At 46.6% G+C, this 18,580-nt stretch carries 19 protein-coding genes; 7 read left to right on the forward strand and 12 right to left on the reverse strand.

Annotated elements, in window-relative coordinates:
• Positions 1-16: 16 nt before the first annotated feature.
• The 10 genes from KOI40_RS05225 to KOI40_RS05270 all read right to left on the reverse strand — a co-directional run bounded on the left by KOI40_RS05225 (position 17) and on the right by KOI40_RS05270 (position 12,046).
• Positions 17-3,139 (reverse strand): efflux RND transporter permease subunit, encoded by a 3,123-nt coding sequence (locus tag KOI40_RS05225; RefSeq protein WP_216096400.1) that lies wholly within the window; start codon positions 3,137-3,139, stop codon positions 17-19.
• Positions 3,139-4,947, reverse strand: a complete 1,809-nt coding sequence (locus KOI40_RS05230; protein ID WP_216096401.1) for an efflux RND transporter periplasmic adaptor subunit — start codon at positions 4,945-4,947, stop codon at positions 3,139-3,141. Before KOI40_RS05230 ends, KOI40_RS05225 begins: the two co-directional genes overlap by 1 nt.
• A gap of 22 nt (positions 4,948-4,969) precedes the next feature.
• Positions 4,970-6,307, reverse strand: a complete 1,338-nt coding sequence (locus KOI40_RS05235) for a TolC family protein (protein ID WP_216096402.1) — start codon at positions 6,305-6,307, stop codon at positions 4,970-4,972.
• On the reverse strand, positions 6,307-6,831 hold the full coding sequence (locus KOI40_RS05240; protein ID WP_233710015.1) for a DUF411 domain-containing protein: 525 nt from the start codon (positions 6,829-6,831) through the stop codon (positions 6,307-6,309). The genes KOI40_RS05235 and KOI40_RS05240 overlap by 1 nt, the downstream gene beginning before the upstream one ends.
• A gap of 671 nt (positions 6,832-7,502) precedes the next feature.
• Positions 7,503-7,961 (reverse strand): LacI family transcriptional regulator, encoded by a 459-nt coding sequence (locus tag KOI40_RS05245; RefSeq protein WP_216096403.1) that lies wholly within the window; start codon positions 7,959-7,961, stop codon positions 7,503-7,505.
• Positions 7,958-9,307, reverse strand: coding sequence for a recombinase family protein (locus tag KOI40_RS05250; RefSeq protein ID WP_216096404.1), 1,350 nt, complete (start codon positions 9,305-9,307; stop codon positions 7,958-7,960). Before KOI40_RS05250 ends, KOI40_RS05245 begins: the two co-directional genes overlap by 4 nt.
• Complete coding sequence (locus KOI40_RS05255) at positions 9,307-9,798, reverse strand: DUF2924 domain-containing protein (protein ID WP_255568232.1); 492 nt, start codon at positions 9,796-9,798, stop codon at positions 9,307-9,309. The genes KOI40_RS05250 and KOI40_RS05255 overlap by 1 nt, the downstream gene beginning before the upstream one ends.
• Positions 9,799-10,128: 330 nt before the next feature.
• A complete protein-coding gene (locus tag KOI40_RS05260) occupies positions 10,129-10,803 on the reverse strand; it encodes a PM1201 family protein (protein ID WP_216096406.1) in 675 nt (224 codons plus the stop codon).
• A gap of 5 nt (positions 10,804-10,808) precedes the next feature.
• Complete coding sequence (locus tag KOI40_RS05265; protein ID WP_216096407.1) at positions 10,809-11,741, reverse strand: ImmA/IrrE family metallo-endopeptidase; 933 nt, start codon at positions 11,739-11,741, stop codon at positions 10,809-10,811.
• Complete coding sequence (locus KOI40_RS05270; protein WP_216096408.1) at positions 11,726-12,046, reverse strand: helix-turn-helix domain-containing protein; 321 nt, start codon at positions 12,044-12,046, stop codon at positions 11,726-11,728. The genes KOI40_RS05265 and KOI40_RS05270 overlap by 16 nt, the downstream gene beginning before the upstream one ends.
• Positions 12,047-12,211: 165 nt before the next feature.
• On the opposite strand from KOI40_RS05270, the gene KOI40_RS05275 reads away from it, so the two are divergent.
• The gene (locus KOI40_RS05275; protein WP_216096409.1) at positions 12,212-13,384 is read left to right on the forward strand and encodes an SPFH domain-containing protein; all 1,173 of its coding nucleotides are present in this window, start codon (positions 12,212-12,214) and stop codon (positions 13,382-13,384) included.
• The gene (locus KOI40_RS05280; protein WP_216096410.1) at positions 13,381-14,319 is read left to right on the forward strand and encodes a hypothetical protein; all 939 of its coding nucleotides are present in this window, start codon (positions 13,381-13,383) and stop codon (positions 14,317-14,319) included. The genes KOI40_RS05275 and KOI40_RS05280 overlap by 4 nt, the downstream gene beginning before the upstream one ends.
• 174 nt (positions 14,320-14,493) lie before the next feature.
• Here KOI40_RS05280 and KOI40_RS05285 read toward each other — a convergent pair whose 3' ends face one another.
• Positions 14,494-15,429 (reverse strand): nucleotidyl transferase AbiEii/AbiGii toxin family protein, encoded by a 936-nt coding sequence (locus KOI40_RS05285; RefSeq protein ID WP_216096411.1) that lies wholly within the window; start codon positions 15,427-15,429, stop codon positions 14,494-14,496.
• Positions 15,429-15,839, reverse strand: coding sequence for a conjugal transfer protein (locus tag KOI40_RS05290; RefSeq protein ID WP_216096412.1), 411 nt, complete (start codon positions 15,837-15,839; stop codon positions 15,429-15,431). Before KOI40_RS05290 ends, KOI40_RS05285 begins: the two co-directional genes overlap by 1 nt.
• A 280-nt stretch (positions 15,840-16,119) precedes the next feature.
• Between KOI40_RS05290 and KOI40_RS05295 the strand changes: the two genes are divergently transcribed.
• The 5 genes from KOI40_RS05295 to KOI40_RS05315 are packed head-to-tail and all read left to right on the forward strand — an operon-like array spanning position 16,120 to position 18,575.
• Entirely contained in the window at positions 16,120-16,329 is a 210-nt protein-coding gene (locus KOI40_RS05295; RefSeq protein WP_068642664.1) for a helix-turn-helix transcriptional regulator, read from the forward strand.
• On the forward strand, positions 16,326-16,793 hold the full coding sequence (locus KOI40_RS05300; protein ID WP_216096413.1) for a hypothetical protein: 468 nt from the start codon (positions 16,326-16,328) through the stop codon (positions 16,791-16,793). The genes KOI40_RS05295 and KOI40_RS05300 overlap by 4 nt, the downstream gene beginning before the upstream one ends.
• A 5-nt stretch (positions 16,794-16,798) precedes the next feature.
• On the forward strand, positions 16,799-17,107 hold the full coding sequence (locus tag KOI40_RS05305) for a hypothetical protein (protein ID WP_216096414.1): 309 nt from the start codon (positions 16,799-16,801) through the stop codon (positions 17,105-17,107).
• The gene (locus tag KOI40_RS05310) at positions 17,107-17,982 is read left to right on the forward strand and encodes an ATP-binding protein (protein WP_216096415.1); all 876 of its coding nucleotides are present in this window, start codon (positions 17,107-17,109) and stop codon (positions 17,980-17,982) included. Before KOI40_RS05305 ends, KOI40_RS05310 begins: the two co-directional genes overlap by 1 nt.
• Positions 17,982-18,575, forward strand: a complete 594-nt coding sequence (locus KOI40_RS05315) for a hypothetical protein (protein WP_216096416.1) — start codon at positions 17,982-17,984, stop codon at positions 18,573-18,575. The genes KOI40_RS05310 and KOI40_RS05315 overlap by 1 nt, the downstream gene beginning before the upstream one ends.
• The last annotated feature ends 5 nt before the right edge of the window (positions 18,576-18,580 follow it).

The raw sequence follows: 18,580 nt of genomic DNA on the forward strand, positions 1-18,580 counted from the left end.
TTAAATACCTTTAGAGTCAGTTGTTTGCCATTTTGTGCTTAAAAATCAGGAAATAAACTGCCGGTAAAACAAGGAGAGTTAAAACCAAAGCGCTGATCATTCCTCCGACCATTGGTGCTGCTAAGCGTTGCATGACCTCTGAACCTGTTCCATCACCATACATAATCGGGAGCAGTCCGACGATAGTTGCACCCGTTGTCATTAGCACTGGACGAACACGTAAAACGGCCCCATCTAAAACGGCTTGCTTAAAGACAGGCAATGAAAGAGGCGCCGAATTTTTTTGGCTAGATTTAGCTTGTTCTACGGCTTGATTGAGATATACCAGCATGATCACGCCAATTTCTACGGCGACACCCGCTAGTGCAATGAGACCAACGCCCACAGCGATCGAGAAATTAAATTTCAATAAATACATAAGCCAGACACTCCCAACTATAGCCAGGGGTAAGGTGCCCATGATGATGGCGACTTCTGTAAAACTTCTGAAATTCAGATAAAGAAGTACCACAATAATGGCAAGTGTTAGTGGAATAACATAAGTCAATTTTGCTTTTGCACGCTCCATATATTCGTATTGCCCAGACCAATTTATGGAGTATCCTGCAGGGAGCTCCAATTTGGCGTCGACAACGCTCCTTGCTCGCTCAACGTAGCTGCCGACATCCACGCCATCAATGTCAATAAACGTCCAGCCATTAATTCGAGCATTTTCACTCTTAATTCCCGGAGGACCATCGACGATATCAATCGTTGCCACATCGCCAAGTGCAATGCGTTCGCCGCGAGGAGTAACGATGGGTAAAAGAGCGAGTTGCTTTGGAGAGTTTCGGTACGCTTGAGGGTAGCGAATATTAACAGGATAGCGTTCAAGGCCCTCCACAGTTTGTGTCACGTTCATTCCACCAATGGCAGAAGCAATGACTTGCTGAACATCGGCGATATTGAGACCAAATCGCGCAGCCTTTTCACGCTGAATATCAATATCGAGATATCGGCCACCGGCAACGCGTTCCGAGTACACTGATGCAGTACCGTCAACGTCACTCAAAATAGTTTCTAGTTGCTGACCGATAGACTGGATAACGCTTAAGTCTGGGCCTGCGACTTTAATTCCTACCGGTGTTTTAATCCCTGTTGCAAGCATGTCGATTCGGGTTTTAATCGGCATCACCCAAGCATTGGTAACTCCGGGTAATTTTACTAGGTTATCGAACTCTTTCTTTAATGACTCCGTCGTGACACCTTCACGCCACTGATCCCGAGGTTTCAGCTGAATAAAGGTTTCAATCATTGTTAAGGGGGCCGGGTCAGTCGCCGTCTCCGCGCGACCGATTTTTCCGAATACGTTTTCTACTTCTGGAACCGTGGCAATAAGTTTGTCGGTTTGTTGTAATAGCTCTCTTGCTTTACCAATCGAAATACCAGGATAAGTAGTCGGCATATACATCAAGTCGCCCTCATCAAGCGGCGGGATAAATTCGCTACCAATTTTTTGCATGGGCCAAAGTGTGCTCAGTAAGATTAACACCGAACCCAATACGGTGGTCTTGGGGAATTTTAAGACTGCTCTTAAAATTGGCGTGTAGGCTTTGATTAAGCCACGATTAATGGGATTGCGATTTTCAGGTAAAACTTTCCCTCGAATAAAATACCCCATTAGCACAGGCACCAAGGTCACTGCTAACGCAGCAGATGCGGCCATCGCATAGGTCTTGGTAAACGCCAGTGGGCTGAACATTCTCCCTTCTTGCGCTTCAAGCGTGAATACAGGTACAAAGCTCACGGTGATAATCAGCAAGCTAAAGAATAGTGCTGGGCCAACTTCTGTTGCCGACTTACTAACTATTCGCCATCGATTCTCTGGAGTTAGCGGTGTGCGCTCCATGTGTTTGTGCATGTTTTCTATCATTACAATGGCACCATCGATCATTGCACCGATCGCAATGGCAATCCCACCTAAGGACATAATGTTCGCGTTAATGCCTTGAAAGTACATAACAACGAATGCCGTTAATATCCCAATAGGCAGACTAACAATCGCTACAAGCGACGAACGCACATGAAACAAGAAAATAATGCAGACCAGTGCGACGACGACAAACTCTTCAAAGAGCTTTTCCCAAAGGTTACTGATCGCATTTTGTATGAGACCTGAGCGATCATAGACGGTGACAATTTCAACACCTTCGGGCAGCCCTTTTTTCAGGGCTTCTAATTTTTCTTTTACGCCATCTATGGTCGTTTGAGCATTTTCACCGAAGCGCATCACGACGATGCCGCCAACGGTTTCGCCCTGGCCATTCAGTTCAGCAATGCCCCGTCGCATTTGCGGCCCCAATTGAATATCGGCGATATCTTTGAGGAGCAACGGAGTTCCGGTCGGGTTCACCTTGAGTGGAATATTGGCCAAGTCATTTTTATTTTGTAGGTAACCCGAGGCGCGCACCATATACTCGGCCTCAGCCATTTCTATGACTGACGCACCCACTTCCTGGTTCGCGCGTTTAATCGCCATCTGTACATGAGCAAGGGGAATATTAAATGCTCGTAGCTTTTCTGGATTCACCGTTACCTGATATTGCTTGACCATGCCGCCCACAGCGGCAACTTCAGATACGCCGGGAACAGTTTGCAATTCGTATTTTAAAAACCAATCTTGCAAGCTACGCAATTGGCTGATGTCGTGCTTGCCTGATTTGTCCGTAAGTGCATAAATATAAACCCACCCGACACCTGTAGCATCAGGCCCAAGTTGAGGTTTGGCCGATTCAGGCAATGTCGGTGCAACTTGGCTTAGGTATTCCAATACACGGCTACGTGCCCAGTACAAATCCGTTTTTTCATCAAAAATCACATAAACATACGAGTCGCCAAAAAACGAAAAACCTCGAACAGTAACTGCGCCGGGAACGGACAACATAGCCGTAGTGAGTGGATACGTAACTTGATCTTCAACAACTTGCGGTGCTTGCCCTGGGTAGGATGTTTTGATAATGACTTGAACATCACTAAGATCTGGGATGGCATCCACAGGTGTTCGTTGAACAGAGAATAAACCCAGTCCAACTAAAATAGCCGTAGAAAGTAAAACGAAAAAGCGATTACCTATGGACCAACGAATAATGGAGGCGATCATCAGTGGTGATCCTCCATATTGTGATGCTGATGGCCTTCCATGCTATGACCTTGGTGCCCCCCAGGACTATTTTGTGTATCGATGATTGGAAGATCATCAGGTTTAATAATTCGAGTGATAACAAAGTCATCGTCACGTATTTCGAACTCGAACGTAAACTCATGCCCCTTAGAAAATTCAATCGGAGTAAGCGAATCATCAAGCAAGAAATCCATCGTAGCGGCTGGGCGATTCCATTTTTCGATGGGCCCACGCGTGATATTGATAACACCTTGTTCACCATCAAAGTTATTGACGACACCGTCCACAATCGCCGATTGAGTTTCATCTTGAGACTCAGCCATCCCCATAATATGGATGCCAATAATTTCATAGAGACCATCATCGCCCATCTTGATTTGCATATGTAATTCGGTGTTAGCCTTTAAGCTATCAAAATCAACATCGTCATCAACACTGAAGTTCATTGTCATGGCCATCATGCCCCATTCGTCGATAGCTTCGTGGCTGACCCTAACTTGTCGTTTGTCGGTGATCTGTTCATCAATGACTGCAGACACCCATACAGATTCCGCCATATCGTCTTCTGCAGTCATGCGTTTAAAGTCTGATGTTTTACTCGATTCTGAATCGAGCAAAAATTGTGCGGAAGAAACAATACGTTCGCCTTCACTTAGCCCTTCAAGCACTTCGATTGAGTTTTGATTTTCTCGTCCTATTTTTACCTCTACAGACTTAAAACTACCTTCGCCTAGTGCGAGCACCACACGATCCTGATTGCCAGTTCGGATAAGGCTTTCGCGAGGGATGAGTAACAACGCTTCTTCGGATTCAGAGTGAATAACAACTTGGGCAAACATATTGGGCAGTAGCAGCTTTTCGGGGTTATCAAACTGCAGCCGCAACCGAATAGTTCGAGTAAGGCTATCCAAAGTTGGGTAAACGTAATCCACTTCACCTTCCCATGTTTTTCCCGGAAGGTAATCTAAGGTCATTAATACAGAAGCACCTTTTTTGACGAGTGCCGCTTGACGTTCGAATACTTCGGCTTCCACCCACACATTGTCGAGCGCACCAATGCTAAACAAGGTTGTACCTGGTTGAACGTAGAACCCCTCCCTGATATTTAGATTGTCCACCACACCATCTTGTGGAGAGAAAAACGTTATCGATTGTTCCACCGTCTTACTTTTCTTAATTTTTTGAACAAATGAAGAAGGAATTTTTAGCGCCTCTAAACGATCTTGCGCGGCCTTTATAAGACGTAAGTTATTTCTGTTTAGCGCTAGAATAAGCTCCTCTTGAGCATTAACCAGCTCAGGGGAGTAAAGGGAGTAGAGAGGTTGGTTTTTTTTGACTGGATCACCAGAGGCTTTGACATACAGCTTATCAACCCATCCAGACACTCGGGGATGAATGTGTATGAGATTATTTTCGTTATACTTAACGTAACCTACGGTGAGAATTTCCTCTTTTAACTTTTTACTTTCAACACTGACTGTTCGTACACCAAGATTATTGATTACAGTGGGGTCGATAGTGATTGTTCCGGGCCCTGCATCATTTGCAGATTTGTTTTCTGCATATACTGGGATCAATTCCATGCCCATTGGCGATAAGCCAGGTTCATCCCTACGGTAATTAGGGTCCATAGGGGCTACCCAATAGAGGGGCTCTTTTTTTGCACTGGCCACTGGGGCTGAACCTGATGTTTCACTGCCAATGAAATACATTAATACACCAGCTATGAGTGCGCTTGAAATAGCCGCAACAAGTGTTGCGGGCCTGAAAAGCTCTGATTTGTTCATGTTTTCTCCTGTCGTTACATTTTTAAAATGCAACGCTTTTGGATTCTTTGTTCGGTTGAGTGCCCGCGTGAAAATAATTGAGCTGAGCGATGTTTTTTTGCATGTCGATCTCAACATGCAAGGCCTCTATACGTGCGTTGAGCTCCGCAATGCGAGCGCGGACGACTTCAGCAAAATCACCGTCATCATTCGTGTAGGCTGATAGGGACGCTTCTGCCTGCTCTGCCATTTCGCGCAATAATCGTGTATCAAATAGGGACTTTCGCTCAACGAGGCGAAGATACGTGGCTTCTGCCGTGTCGTAGCCCGATTTCAACTGGCGCAACACTAAGACACGCTCTGTTTTCACTGCTTCTAACTCAGCATTCGCAGATTGAACCTTTTTATCCTGGCGCTTACCGGTAAATAGCGGAACATCAAAGCTGACGCCCACCGAAAAGAAATCCGAGCGATCATCGCCCATCGGGGTTTGATCTCGGTAACCGTAACTCGCATTCACACCCCATTGAGGCTTATAGCTTTGCTTGGCCAGCCGGACGCCCGAATCAAAGGCCTTAATCTTACTGTCGATTCGCTTCACTTTAGGGTGGCGATTGAGGCTTTCAGTAAGCAGACGAAGCTTTACGGCGAGATCAGGCGTTTCAATTAAATCTGGTGCACTGAGTGATATACGACCTTCCAGCGAGGAAATATTGGAAAGAGAAATACTGGGGTTCCCCAACCATTCACCTAGGCGTGCGAGCGACATATCCCTTTGCTGACGCAGACGAGCTAAACGATCGTCAAGGCGTGTCAACTCTAACTGTGCGCGCACCAGATCCTGCTGACGCGTTTTACCCGCTGCGGTGGTATAACTCGACTGTGCAACATCCACGAGGTGCTCAAAAAGCCCCCGATCACGTTCGATCAATTGGATCGTTTGCTCGCTTCTATACGCATCCAACCATAACTGCGCCACCGTGACGGCCACATTGGCATTGCGATCAGCCCTAGCATAGGGTTGCATTTCGCTGAGTTTTTGCAACTTTTCGCGCTTTAGCGATAGCGTCTTACCTCGCGGAAACATCTGGCTAACCCCCACTTTAAATTGGGTCATGCCCTCCTGAGAAAAATCAAAGGTATCCACAGGAAGGTTGGCTACGCCAAGGCTAACTGACGGGTCGGGAAGGGAACCACTCTCGATGCTTAAGGCCTCAAGGCTTTCTTGGCGCTTAACGCTTCCCAATAGCCAAGGATCTTGTTGCTGTGCCACTTTAACGGCCCGCTCCAAGGTATAACTTTCTGCATGGGCGAAGCTCGCTGAAAAAGCGATAACCGAGACGCATAAAAGTGGCCTCCAAAGTTCACGATCAAAACGCATTAATATTGCTCCTCTGAACTGGAGACGGCAGCAAAAGGCTCGGTGCTACCGTCTGCTCTGACCAATAGAATGTCGTAGGGAGAAAAACGACCTCCCATTTCCATACCTGGGCTACCTGCCGGCATACCTGGGACTGCAAGACCAATGGCACCTTTAGGTGGGTTAGCCAGGAATTGGGCGATGTATTTTGATGGAATATGGCCTTCAAAAAAGAAACCGTCAGGACTCACGCCCGTGTGGCAAGATTGCAGCTCAGGATGAATATTGAGCTTCTTTTTGATGGCGTTTAGTGAACGGTGATCGATGACTTTGGTGTCAAACCCATTTTCATCGAGGTGTTTGACCCAATCACCGCAGCACCCGCACGTTGGCGTTTTGTGGACCTCAAGAACAAGATTATCAGCCGTCTGTGAGGATGACGTCAATAATGAATCTGTTGGCGTCGATTTTGAGCAAGCTACAAGCGTCAAAACAGCGAAAGCCACGGCACTCAAATTGAGTATTTTAGGTAAAATAGTTTTCAAGAGGATATCCTCAAATTCTGTGCAAGCCCACTAGGCTGCAAAACAATTTATTGAGGATCAATGATCCTCGGCTAGTCTTTCGAAGCTGGGAATAACGCCAAAATTTAGGCGCAACTATCCCGTATTAGCCGAGAATTGGGGGACGATAGAGGGAGCTATTTCTGTTGAGAGGGGCTTGATTTACAGCAACTTGTGCTAAATGTGATGATCGCATCAGATTTGGTAAAGTTACAGTGTTGAGTAATGCGCTGGTTGCATGACAACCCATCATCGAGCAATCGCCATCACAGCAAGAGTCTGATACTTGTACAGATTGAGGAGAGGCAGCGTTTGAGTCCATATGATTGCTATCACCGTGGCAATCAGACACAACAACTCTCACATCGGGGTTAGATGCACCAAGCATCATCGAGGCATGAGCACTAACGACCATCGCCTGGCCAAGCATGGCTATGACTAGCAGGCAAACCCAGGCTCGAGATTGCTTTGATGTGCGATAGTTTCTCATCTATTTGGACAAATAATCATTTCAACGTACTTTAAGATACCACTTACTCGTGAAAGTTCAATTGGCTTTCATATTATATTCGCAGGCCCATCGTACTCAAGCGCGCTTGAAGGAGCATTCGCGCCCAACAAACCACTCGAAATACCACATTGAAAAACGCTGGTTAATTCCCCGCCACAGCCTCTAAATTTTCCCGTTGCTCACTCCACAGCTTTGGCGGATTGACAGCTAGATCAAATAAAGTCAAATTTGAGGGGAGGTTGTCGTCCAGAATGGCTTCTACGATATCCGGTGCAAGGGTCGTCAGGTTGACCATTCGGCTGACGTAGCTGTTGTCGATGCCTTCTTTCTCGGCAATTTCCCTAAGTGATTTAACTTGGCCAGTTTCCAGCATAGCAAGCCAGCAATGACCTCTGGCCAATGCGAGTTGCAGGGGCGTAGGATCTGTGTCCCATGGTCTGGGGTCATGGGTTTTGCCATCAGGTAAGGTAATCAGTTGTCGTCCACTTCTGCGTTTTAGGCTGATGGGGACTGATATGCTGAGTTTTCCATTACTGGCTTCGAATACACTTGGATCGCCAGATTGGCTCATTTCAATTTTAAATCCGCTCCCCTTGCTCATGCGACAACCTCCTGCTTAGCTGAGTCTGTAATCTCTAGCGCGAGGCGTTCAACACCATTTTCCCAAAGCCTGATATCAATATTGTCGGGCTTAACAATGATCTTCTCGACCAACAGTTTGATAATCCGAGATTGTTCGTCGGGGAATAGTTGCTCCCAGACATTATCGATCTTATTGAGTGCGACAGTGACCTGAGCTTCATCAATTTCGTGGTCCTGCTGATTGGCAATCGATGCTACCTGTTGAGTAATGGGCGGTGCTTTGAGGATCCCTCTGATTTGCTCGACTACGGCCGACTCCAATTCAGCGGCGGGTATTCTCGGTAAGCCTGAGGCGCCAGAATATTCTTTGGTATCGCGGGTGCTAATGTAATAGCGGTATCGCCTGCCACTTTTCTTTTTGGTTGAGCTCCATGTTGTAAGCGCTCGACCATCTTCTGCGAAGACCATCCCCTTGAGAAGAAATGGGATCTTTGCGCGGGTGTAGTTGCCGCGTTTGTGTCCATTGATTGATAGTATTGAGTGAACGTCATCCCAAAGCTTATGATCAATGATGGCGTCGTGCTTGCCTTCGTACCATTGGTCTTTGTGCCTAAGCTCACCGAGGTAGGTGCGGTTATGAAGTAGCTTATAGATAAGACCTCTATCAATTGGTTTTCCGGGCCGAAATCGACCGTCCTGAGTGGTCCAGGATTTACTGGTGGCACCTTCCAGTCTCAGCTCTTTATACAGTAGCGTTGTTGAGCCGATTTCAGTAAAGCGCTGGAAGACTTGTTGCACCAACTTGGCTTCTTTAGGATTAATCACAAGGCAGCGATCCTTTACATCGTAACCAAGAGGTGGGATTCCTCCCATCCATAAACCTTTCTTCTTACTGGCGGTGATCTTATCGCGGATCCTTTCGCCGGTGACTTCTCTTTCAAACTGGGCGAAAGACAGCAGAATATTCAGCATCAGCCTGCCCATTGAGTTGGTGGTGTTAAATTGCTGGGTGACCGAGACGAATGATGTGTTATGGCGTTCGAAGACCTCAATCATTTTGGAGAAGTCGGTAAGGCTTCGTGTAAGTCGGTCAATTTTGTAAACAACAACTACATCGATTTTGTCATCCTGAATGTCCTTAAGTAGACGTTTCATTGCCGGGCGATCCATATTGCCACCGGAGTATGCGGGATCGTCGTAGTCATCCTCGACCGGTATCCAGCCTTCAGCACGCTGGCTGGCAATGTAGGCATGACCCGCATCGCGTTGTGCATCGATGGAGTTGTAATCTTGGTCCAGTCCTTCATCTGTTGATTTGCGTGTATAGACTGCGCAGCGAAGTCGTTTCTTGATTTGCTCTGACATTACTTGTTACCTCGCTTCGTTTTCTTGTCGTACATTGCTTTCCTCAAACCAAAGAACAGTGGTCCTGACCACCTAGTGCCGGTAATTTCCCTAGCGATAACTGAAAGGCTTTTATAAATCCGGCCTTCAAACTCGAACTGACCATCATGGGTGACAGTGACCTTGTGCTCTTTATCTTGGTAAATCCGGCTTAATACTGTGCCGAGAATGGGCTGAGGGTAACGATCACGAAGTGGCTTTTTGCCAGTGTTGATGATGGCATTGATGCGGCGATCGTTTTTCTCTGCAAGGTTTTGATGCGTTCGCCTAAACTCGACTTCTTGTAGTCGGTATGCCAAACGCTTTTCTAAAAATGACCGAATATGAGTTGGTGGCTCTTTACGGTACAGCTGACGCCATAAGGATTTAATCTCGTCCATACTCATCTCCGATAGTTGCGCTATCTGTGCAACGGCCGAAGTGGATGGTTCGAATATGATATCTGAGCTCATTTTGCCTCCGAAGTGTTGGTGTTCTCTGGTTCACCATGAACGCTTCGGTAGCCAGACATAGCAAGTGAAATGTCGCTATCTGAGTCCAATAATTGCGCTTTATTTAGGGTTGGCTCTCTCAGCCGAATTAGGCCGTTAGCTATGATATGAGCGACTTCCTGTATGCGCTTTTCAGGAGCCATTCGCTTGGGAGATAAAGGGTTTGTTTGCTGCATTTGCTTACCACTCTGAATGTCCAAAACACTGTTGAACATTTTGTTTTTAGAGCGGCGAAATGGCCATCAGGTAAATTAGGGCTGCTGCGGGTTCACTTGGGTTGCAGATAAAGTTCTACAAAATTATCGGTGTAATTTCTTCGAGGATGGAAGCTCTTAGCTTGCTTACGTCCTTTCCATCAAGGTTTTTATCTTGCTCGATTTTATCAAGATATTGATGGATTGAATCGACAAGGCTTGGCGATGTGATCAGCGCATTATAATCATTAATCAACGGTTCAAAGTGTTTGAAACTTTTCTCTCGGAATAGCTTCTGATACTCATCAATCATTGAGCCCTTAGCTTCATGGCCGGTAAATGGATCCAGCATCTTTGGCATGTAAACGATATTCCAAGGAGCTGTAAAAGCGAATACGTTTTTAGTTCTGCCAAAAATATGCGAGATCTGATAGTTCTGAATTGGCTCGTGTTTGCTGCTTTTAGTCTTTGAGTATCCTGTCAGATCACGGATCAATTTTGTCGGCTGGGCGTTGTTCGTTGGGTCAACGGTAACCTGATTATTTTTGAGTACGTCAGCATAGAATGCTTGAAACAAATGAGTGCCATTCGAATTGCGACCAAAGCCGCGAATGAATACTTGCTGATTGCTATGAACTCTATTTTTCAATTCCTTCCAGGCGGATTCTGCTTTATCTAAAGGCGCGTAGATAGTTTCACTAAGGCCAAATTCGAAAAACTGATCTTTCGATATGTAGCCTTGTGAGAAAAAGCGTTCGTAGGAGTCTCGCATAATCGTTAGTAAGGGTTTTGCCCGTTGTTAATAAAGTTGGTATACGAATCAGTGAGCAACTCATCATCTTCATTGAAATCATCTGGGTCACTGTATCTACCCGCATCATCAAGTATCAATATGGTTAATGTCTTGCCGTATTCTTCTGAGTAGATGCTGTGTTCAATAACTCCTTCATTGGGAAACCAAATTCCCGGACCATGCTTAACACCATTTCTTGCTTCTGTTGAATACTGCTCTTGTGCTGCTAATGAGAACTCGGGTACTTCAACACAATCTTGCTTTGTCGCGAAGTAACGGCCAGAACGAAAAGCACTGTTACTTGATTTTGACCAATGCATAAAGCCTTCTTCTGATAGCAGGCCGATGGCGCGCTTCTTCGTGAAGTCGAGCCATTTCAAGACAGCCGCTGTGAGTGATACGCCATAGCGGTCGGCGCAATGCTGCATTAAATCGATACTGAACTTTTGACCGTCAGCCTGTGCTCGAAAATCATTGTTAGGCATTAATAGGTTGGCAGCAAAGGCATTAGCTTCTGCTTCGATGTCGATACCTTGCTGGTTTTCATCCAGCATGTCTTTTTCGCCGCACTGAAATTTGGTTTTGCTTAGAGATTGTCGGTGGACCATGTAGTGGCCCAACTCATGGGCCTTAGTGAAATTAGTGCGGCCAGGGTGAACCACATCCGTATTGTAAAAGATGGCCCACTCATCTTTGCTGTCATGCTTCACCAGCATGCCATCAACCGAATTGCCCATGCTGCAGCCATTAACGGCAGTGATTGGGTCTTGGCTGAAAGATGGCGTGAGCTCTTTCGCCACCATTTCAACGTCTACCGGGAAGCGAATATGCGTTGGAAGCGCAGTGTCGAGAATATGAGTAATGCGGTTAGCTTCCTTTTGCGGGAACTTCTTTTCAGACACTACTTCTTGCTCCAAGAATCAATCATCTCCATTATTTTTTCTTTGTCTCTAGACTCTAGCTGGCCGAACTTTCGAAAAAGAACCTCTTTCTCCAGGTCATCCGTCATTTCTGTCTGGGCATCATCAATTAGGTAATCGGTGGTTACATCCAGTTCTTTTGCAATGGCGGCTAATTTTTCAGCAGATGGACGTTTCACGCCTTTATTCTCGATCTCCCAGATGTAGCTTTTACCTGAGCCTATCTTCTCCGCAAGTTGTTCTAATGTAAGGCCTTTTTGTTTGCGGAGCTCTTTAATCTTGGCCCCTAATACGTTGGCCACGGCAGTGCCTCCTCAGTGAATGGTGTAAAAAGTTCATTATAGACTTACTTTTTTTACTTGAAAAGAAATATAAGCGCCCATATTATATAAGTTCGCTATCTTGAACTTTCTGTAATTGAGTACCGAGAGTTTGCCGTTTATCACTTATATTGAGGAATTGTGCCTATGCCAATCGTTCGCAACTTTGTTAACCATGCTTCATCTCAGGGGCTGAAATCATACTTTTCTGCCAATGACGGTTTTGACCAGGTGGACTGGTCAAAAGAGCAGCCTGAGGTAGCCAGCAAGGTTATCGAGCTGTTTGACCACCAGCCTGCTGATGTACAGATCAAAATCACGCTTGATCTTGAAAGAATCAAGCACATGACAGACGAGGTGGGACAAGCTGCATTATTAAGCACATTCCCTGACGCCAGTGAGCTTCTTAAGCATGAGACTGCGGCCGAGAGAAGCCTATGGGTGTTTCAGACTCATCGCGACAAGTTCCGGCAGGCGGAAGATATTCGATATGCGGACCAATATCGCCATGGCCAGAAGTGGACCGGTTATCAAGTAGAAGCATCGTTGCCGCTGCATAACGACCAAGTATCGATGGACACATTTAAGTCCAAGATTAAGGAGCTGTTCGGCCTGGGAGAAAAGGTGAAGATTGAAATATTTGACCGTGTTCAGCCTGATGAAGATGGTAACGACATCAACGTTGTACAGGTCATGATTTACCAAGAAGGGTTGCCTGACTCATACCTTGAGTTCAAAGGTGACGAAGATATTGTCTCTCGAATTCGCCGCCCGGTTTCTGAGCATGCCATCACTTACTCATCTGACACCGGTACTATCGAGGTTGTCGCAGCCAAGCAAGAGCGCCGGGATACCATTGCAAAAGCATTCACGGAAGATCTACTTAAGCAGCCAGTGACAGCAGACAAGGTTCCACTGCGTCGATTTGACCTGATGCCGCTTATGGAAAATAAGCCACTAGATTGGGATGTGGAGGATGGCATTGAGTCCGTTCAATTGGTACTGATGAAAATTAAAGATCTCGCTGGGGATGGCAGAGTGCAAATTGAAGTGCCAGCTAAAAGCAATATTGCTCTCCATGAATACGCACGAGAACATTTTGGTGAACAAAACCCCTTATCTACCGGTGGATTTGCACCGGTGCAGGCCAAGATCAATATCCGCTTCCACCCTGAAAATGGACATGGGCGCGGTAAGGTTCTGCCTGTGAAAATCTCAATGCCAAATGGTTGTGACTTGAGAAGCAGGACTGACAAGGAGCGATTGATTGGTGAAAAGTACCTCAAGCAATGGGGATTACTTGAAGAGGTTCAAGAATGAGTGTCACAGGGACTTTGAGCAGAGGCGCGCTTGCGCTTCTGCTTAGAATAACTGGTACGCCAAAACAAGAAGTTGATGCTGAAGATTTATCAATTAATGCCGATTTCAAAGAGCTGATAAACGCCAGAATGGTTCACCCTCTGCAAAACTCTGCGACGTCATTAAATGTTGATGATCAAGACTATGAATTATTACCCTGCCCACGTGGTTCTGGGTTTCGTTACTTCTCTTCGGGTGCTGGTTGGGTGAATGTACCCACGACCTCAATAGGTAGATACCAAGTAAGTAGCAACCGTTTTTTGCAGTTCGTTCAGCAGTGGCTCGATATATCGCCTCATCAACCAGTAACGGAATTGGCTGGTGATATTTTGTGGGATCTTGGGGATATATGGCTCGGAAAAAGCCGTGTCGCGGTATTGTTTTGCAGGAGGGCCTATTTGGCTCAAACTATATCAACAGTGAAGCTAGCATTCGGTTCATTTGCGCGTCGTCGCTCAGCTGTGATCTTAACTGATAGAGCTATATCTCAAAATGGGCCGCCAATCCCAGGTGAACCACTATGCATAGCCATTCATGATCTGCTGTTGCCTGACCAGCAATGTATTTCGACTATCGATACAGATTTGCTGGCAGAGCTCCTAGGCTATGGGCGCTCCCATCAAGCTAATCGCCCCCCAACATGGTGCTCTGAAGATGGAGGGGAGCTGGTCGTAAATGGTGAGCAATATATATTCACTGGTCTTACTCATAAACGAATTATTCGCCAGCTATTTGAAGCTTGGGAGTCTGGCCAAGAAAAGCTGCGCACAGCTGCTGTATTGGAAAACGCAGAATCTAAAGCAAGCGCGTTTTCTCAGGCTTTTAGCGGTTGTAAGACAGAGTGGAAGAATGTGGTCGGCTATGGAAATGGGAATTGTTGGCTGAAGACTGAATAGAAATGCCTGCCACGATTAATGTGAGTAATTTTTGAGAAGCCGCTGCCATTCTCATATCGCTACTTGCTCCTTATGAGCTGACCACGATGGGTGCTTGCGCGGGCCCACAAGCTTTATTGCTTGCCTCATATTTAGTGACCAAGGGGCGTATGCTTGGTCCGGGTATCATAATAGCTAAAGCCAATGATCGGCAAGTTCTTGGACGCTCGAAATAGCTTCGTCCCATTTTGCGGGAGATGGGTGATATACGAGAGGGCCAATAAATTGATTGTACCGCTCTTGGTGATGAGCTTCGTCAATTAATAATGAGAGCCCATATCGAAGCTCAGAGTTTGCATTGTTTACGAATTCTTTGTGTTGATTTCCAAACTGACTTTTGTCGATTTCAATAACTTGTTCAACCATTGGCTTTAAGGTGGAAGGTGATGTCATTGATTCGTATATGAGGTGTAGATCATAAACATGCCGAATTAATGTTTTATCGTCCGGTCTGGAGTTATCCCGAGCATGTGATGCGATCCTGCGAAGGAGTGAAACGAATTTTTCACTGGCAGTCGAGTGCACAGTGACACAAGCAATGCTTTGAACTTCTCCCGGCTCTTTAAGCGTACTTGCATAAAGCGAGCTCAAGGAAAGCTCTACTGGATCTTCAAGTAAGTCAGACTCTGTTAGGTCCAATTGCAAATGCGGTCTGAGTGCTTCCAGGGTGTCATGATCTCTGGGGTATTCAATCAAAAATTGTTGATACTTACCTTCATTCCGTTTTTTAGGATCTGCGGCAAGCTTGAAGATACCAGAGTCAGAAATGATATTCAGAATGAGCTGATGAATATCGCGTCGCAATTGTCGCTGCTGATTTTTGGATTGCGCCAGAGTATCTGCATTGGGGATCATTTTAATGTCGATATCTTCCGACATTCTGAAGGTGTTTTGATGTGCTTTGGCTAAACAAGTCCCGCCTGAAAAAACAAGTTGAAAGCCTTCTGGTGTGAGCTGTGATATTTCTTTTAATAGCTGCGTAGCCCAATAGTCTTTTTCAACAATGGCCGGGCTGCTTATGCCCAGCGCATCAGCAATATCCAGAAAAAGGGAAGAGTCGATTGTGCTCATTAAGCTCGAGCCATTTGAAGCTCGAACTTCTCTGTACCTATGCGGCGATTGAAGCGTTCAAAAATAATAACTTCAGCATTTGCAGGGATTTGAGTCGAGCCTGATTGGTAATCCAGAACCGACCTAGAGGGCTCCCATTTTACGCCTAGCCGAGAAAGCGCTTCTTCTGCTACTTGAGTGAAGCCACCCTTGGCAGACAGCATGGGTTTGCCAGTAATTCTGTTCGGTCGAGCCTTGGCATAAAGACCATAACCAACCTTAACAAGAACACCATCTGAGGTGAGTTGGCGTAATGCTCGACCAACTTGGTCATACCCTGCCAGCTTCTCAAAGTCTGAGCGCAGAAATACCTCGCGATTCGAGCGCGATATCTTTGTGGCGACCTTTGATTTAAGTGACAAGCGTTTCATGCCGGTTAACTCTCTATTGAGAACGATTCCTATAAAACTTAGCAGGGTTTGCCTGCAAAGTCAATCAAAAATACGACAGTTGCTGGTCTTTATTGGTTCTATAACACACTGATATATATAGCTTATATCTAATTTAGTGTCGTATTTTTGTATGCAATTATAGGGGGTGGTGAGCGAGTGATTAAATCTAAACTCCTACCTAACTTCCCCCTAAACGGCTCCTAACCTACCCAAGCACATCATTACCTCACGTTTTCGCAATAACCATCAGGAGTGCAACGTGAGTGTAAATCATATGAACCAACGGCAATTAGCCAACCGCTGGGGCGTCAGCGAAGCCACATTGGAGCGCTGGCGCTCTGAAGGCATCGGCCCCGTTTTTCTCAAACTACAAGGTCGCGTGATGTACCGCCTCGAAGATGTCGAGGCTTATGAACACGACTGTCTTCGCAAGAGTACCTCTGAACGTGTAGCTGGAGGTGACGCATGAGCCTTTCTTTAGAGCAAGCACAAGCAATGAGTATCGGCGATTTAGCAGGTGTAAGTGCTGCTGAATTGATGCGTGTTCAGGCTGAAGCCGCCAACTACCTGCGCAATGCCAAAGACCTTAAAGACTGGATCGATGGCGCTATCGCCATGAAGTACGAGCCAAAAGTCCGCGAGCTAAGAACTCAACTTGGCAAAGACACCGGGATTATCAATTTCGATGACGAAGGTGTGCGTGTCACTTCAGACCTGCCCAAGAAACCGGTCTGGGATCAAGCGCAGCTATCCGAAATCGCTCAGCGAATTGCTGCCAGCGGTGACAACCCAGCTGAGTTCTTGGACATCACCTACAAGGTTGCCGAGCGCAAATACACCGCTTGGCCAGAAAACCTTCGCACCGTTTTTGAACCTGCTCGGACATTAAAAACCGGCAAACCCACTTTTCGCCTCAGCCTTTTACAGGAGTAATAAGCATGACGATTTTAAACGAAGAAACCAACTTCTTAGAGGCCCTGCGCAAAAGCAGTTTTTCACTAGAGAGTCTGCCGGATGCTATTGCGATCCCCGCAGTATCAGATGACGACGAGGCCGAAAGCAAACCGCTAATTCTTGCCACTGTCGACGATATCGCATTTGCACAGCAAGGCTTGAACAAAGAGCTCAGTCGAATCGTTCAGGAAATGGAGTCGCTGCGTCGAGTTCACGATATGGCTCGTGGACTTGGCGCTAAAGGCGCTGATTATGCGCTTGAGTTTCTGCGCGAACATGGGGAGGTGAAGTAATGGCCTTTCCAATTATCACTGCCGATCAAAGGTTGGCGGAAAAGCGAGGTATTAAAGGCTGCATTCTTGGACCTTCAGGTATCGGTAAAACTAGCCTGTTGTGGACAGTCGAAGCTGACAAGACTCTGTTCTTCGATTTAGAAGCGGGTGACTTGGCTGTTGAGGGCTGGACGGGCGATGCGATTCGGCCCCGTACCTGGCAGGAGTGTCGAGATTTCGCGGTATTTATTGGCGGCCCTAATCCCGCGCTTCGTGATGAGCAACCTTATAGCCAAGCCCACTATGACGCCGTATGTGAAAAGTTTGGTGATCCCATCAGCTTAGATAAATACGACACCGTCTTTATCGACTCCATTACGGTTGCAGGTCGTTTGTGTCTGCAGTGGTGCAAAGGCCAGCCCCAAGCATTCAGTGAGCGAAGTGGAAAGCCAGATACGCGAGGCGCATATGGTCTGCATGGCCAAGAGATGATTGCGTGGCTGACTCATCTTCAGCATACCCGCAATAAGAACATTTGGTTTGTCGGCATTCTCGACGAGAAGATCGACGACTTCAATCGCAAGGTATTTGCTCCACAAATTGATGGCTCAAAAACAGCGCTTGAGTTGCCCGGCATTGTCGATCAAGTCATCACGCTTGCAGAGATCCAAAGCGATGATGGTCAGCGTTATCGCGCCTTCATTAACCACACTCTTAATCCCTATGGCTATCCCGCCAAAGACCGCAGTGGGCGTCTTGATGTTATTGAAGAACCCCACCTCGGTCGACTGATGACCAAAATTCATGGGCCAGTGACACCTGCCTCTGATCGCCTGAGCTTTGCTCGCCCAGCACTTATCGAAACCCAAACCAATACTGAAGAAGGAGTCCAATAATGACGACTTGGAATGATTTTAACTCGGCAGAAGACCAAAACAATTTTGACGTAATCCCAAAAGGCACGCTGGTAAAAGTGCGCATGACTATTCGCCCAGGGGGATATGACGATGCGTCACAGGGTTGGACGGGCGGATATGCAACGCAAAGCATGACGACAGGCTCTGTCTATCTGAACTGCGAGTTCGTTGTGCTTGATGGTCCGTACGCCAAACGCAAGATGTGGAGTCTTATCGGTTTACACAGCCCTAAAGGACCTGAGTGGGCAAACATGGGTAGAGCGTTTGTTAAAGGGATTTTGAATTCCTCACGTGGTCTTCATCCGCAAGATAACTCGCCACAAGCTCAACAGGCTCGACGTATTCAGGGCTTTGCTGATCTGGATGGTATCGAGTTTGTTGCAAAGGTCGAGATGGACAAAGACCAGAACGGTGATGATAAGAATGTAATTAGAACTGCTATCACGCCAGACCACAAAGACTACGCAGCAGTGTCAGGCAACACGGTTCAAGCTGCCGCTTCAACGCAGCCAGCTTCTTCATCACAAGCATCTGCTAGTGCTCCGACTGGTCGTCCCAGTTGGGCACAATAAGGAGG

Source organism: Pseudomaricurvus albidus, from assembly GCF_018863235.1.
GTDB classification, from domain to species: Bacteria; Pseudomonadota; Gammaproteobacteria; order Pseudomonadales; family Cellvibrionaceae; genus Pseudomaricurvus; species Pseudomaricurvus albidus.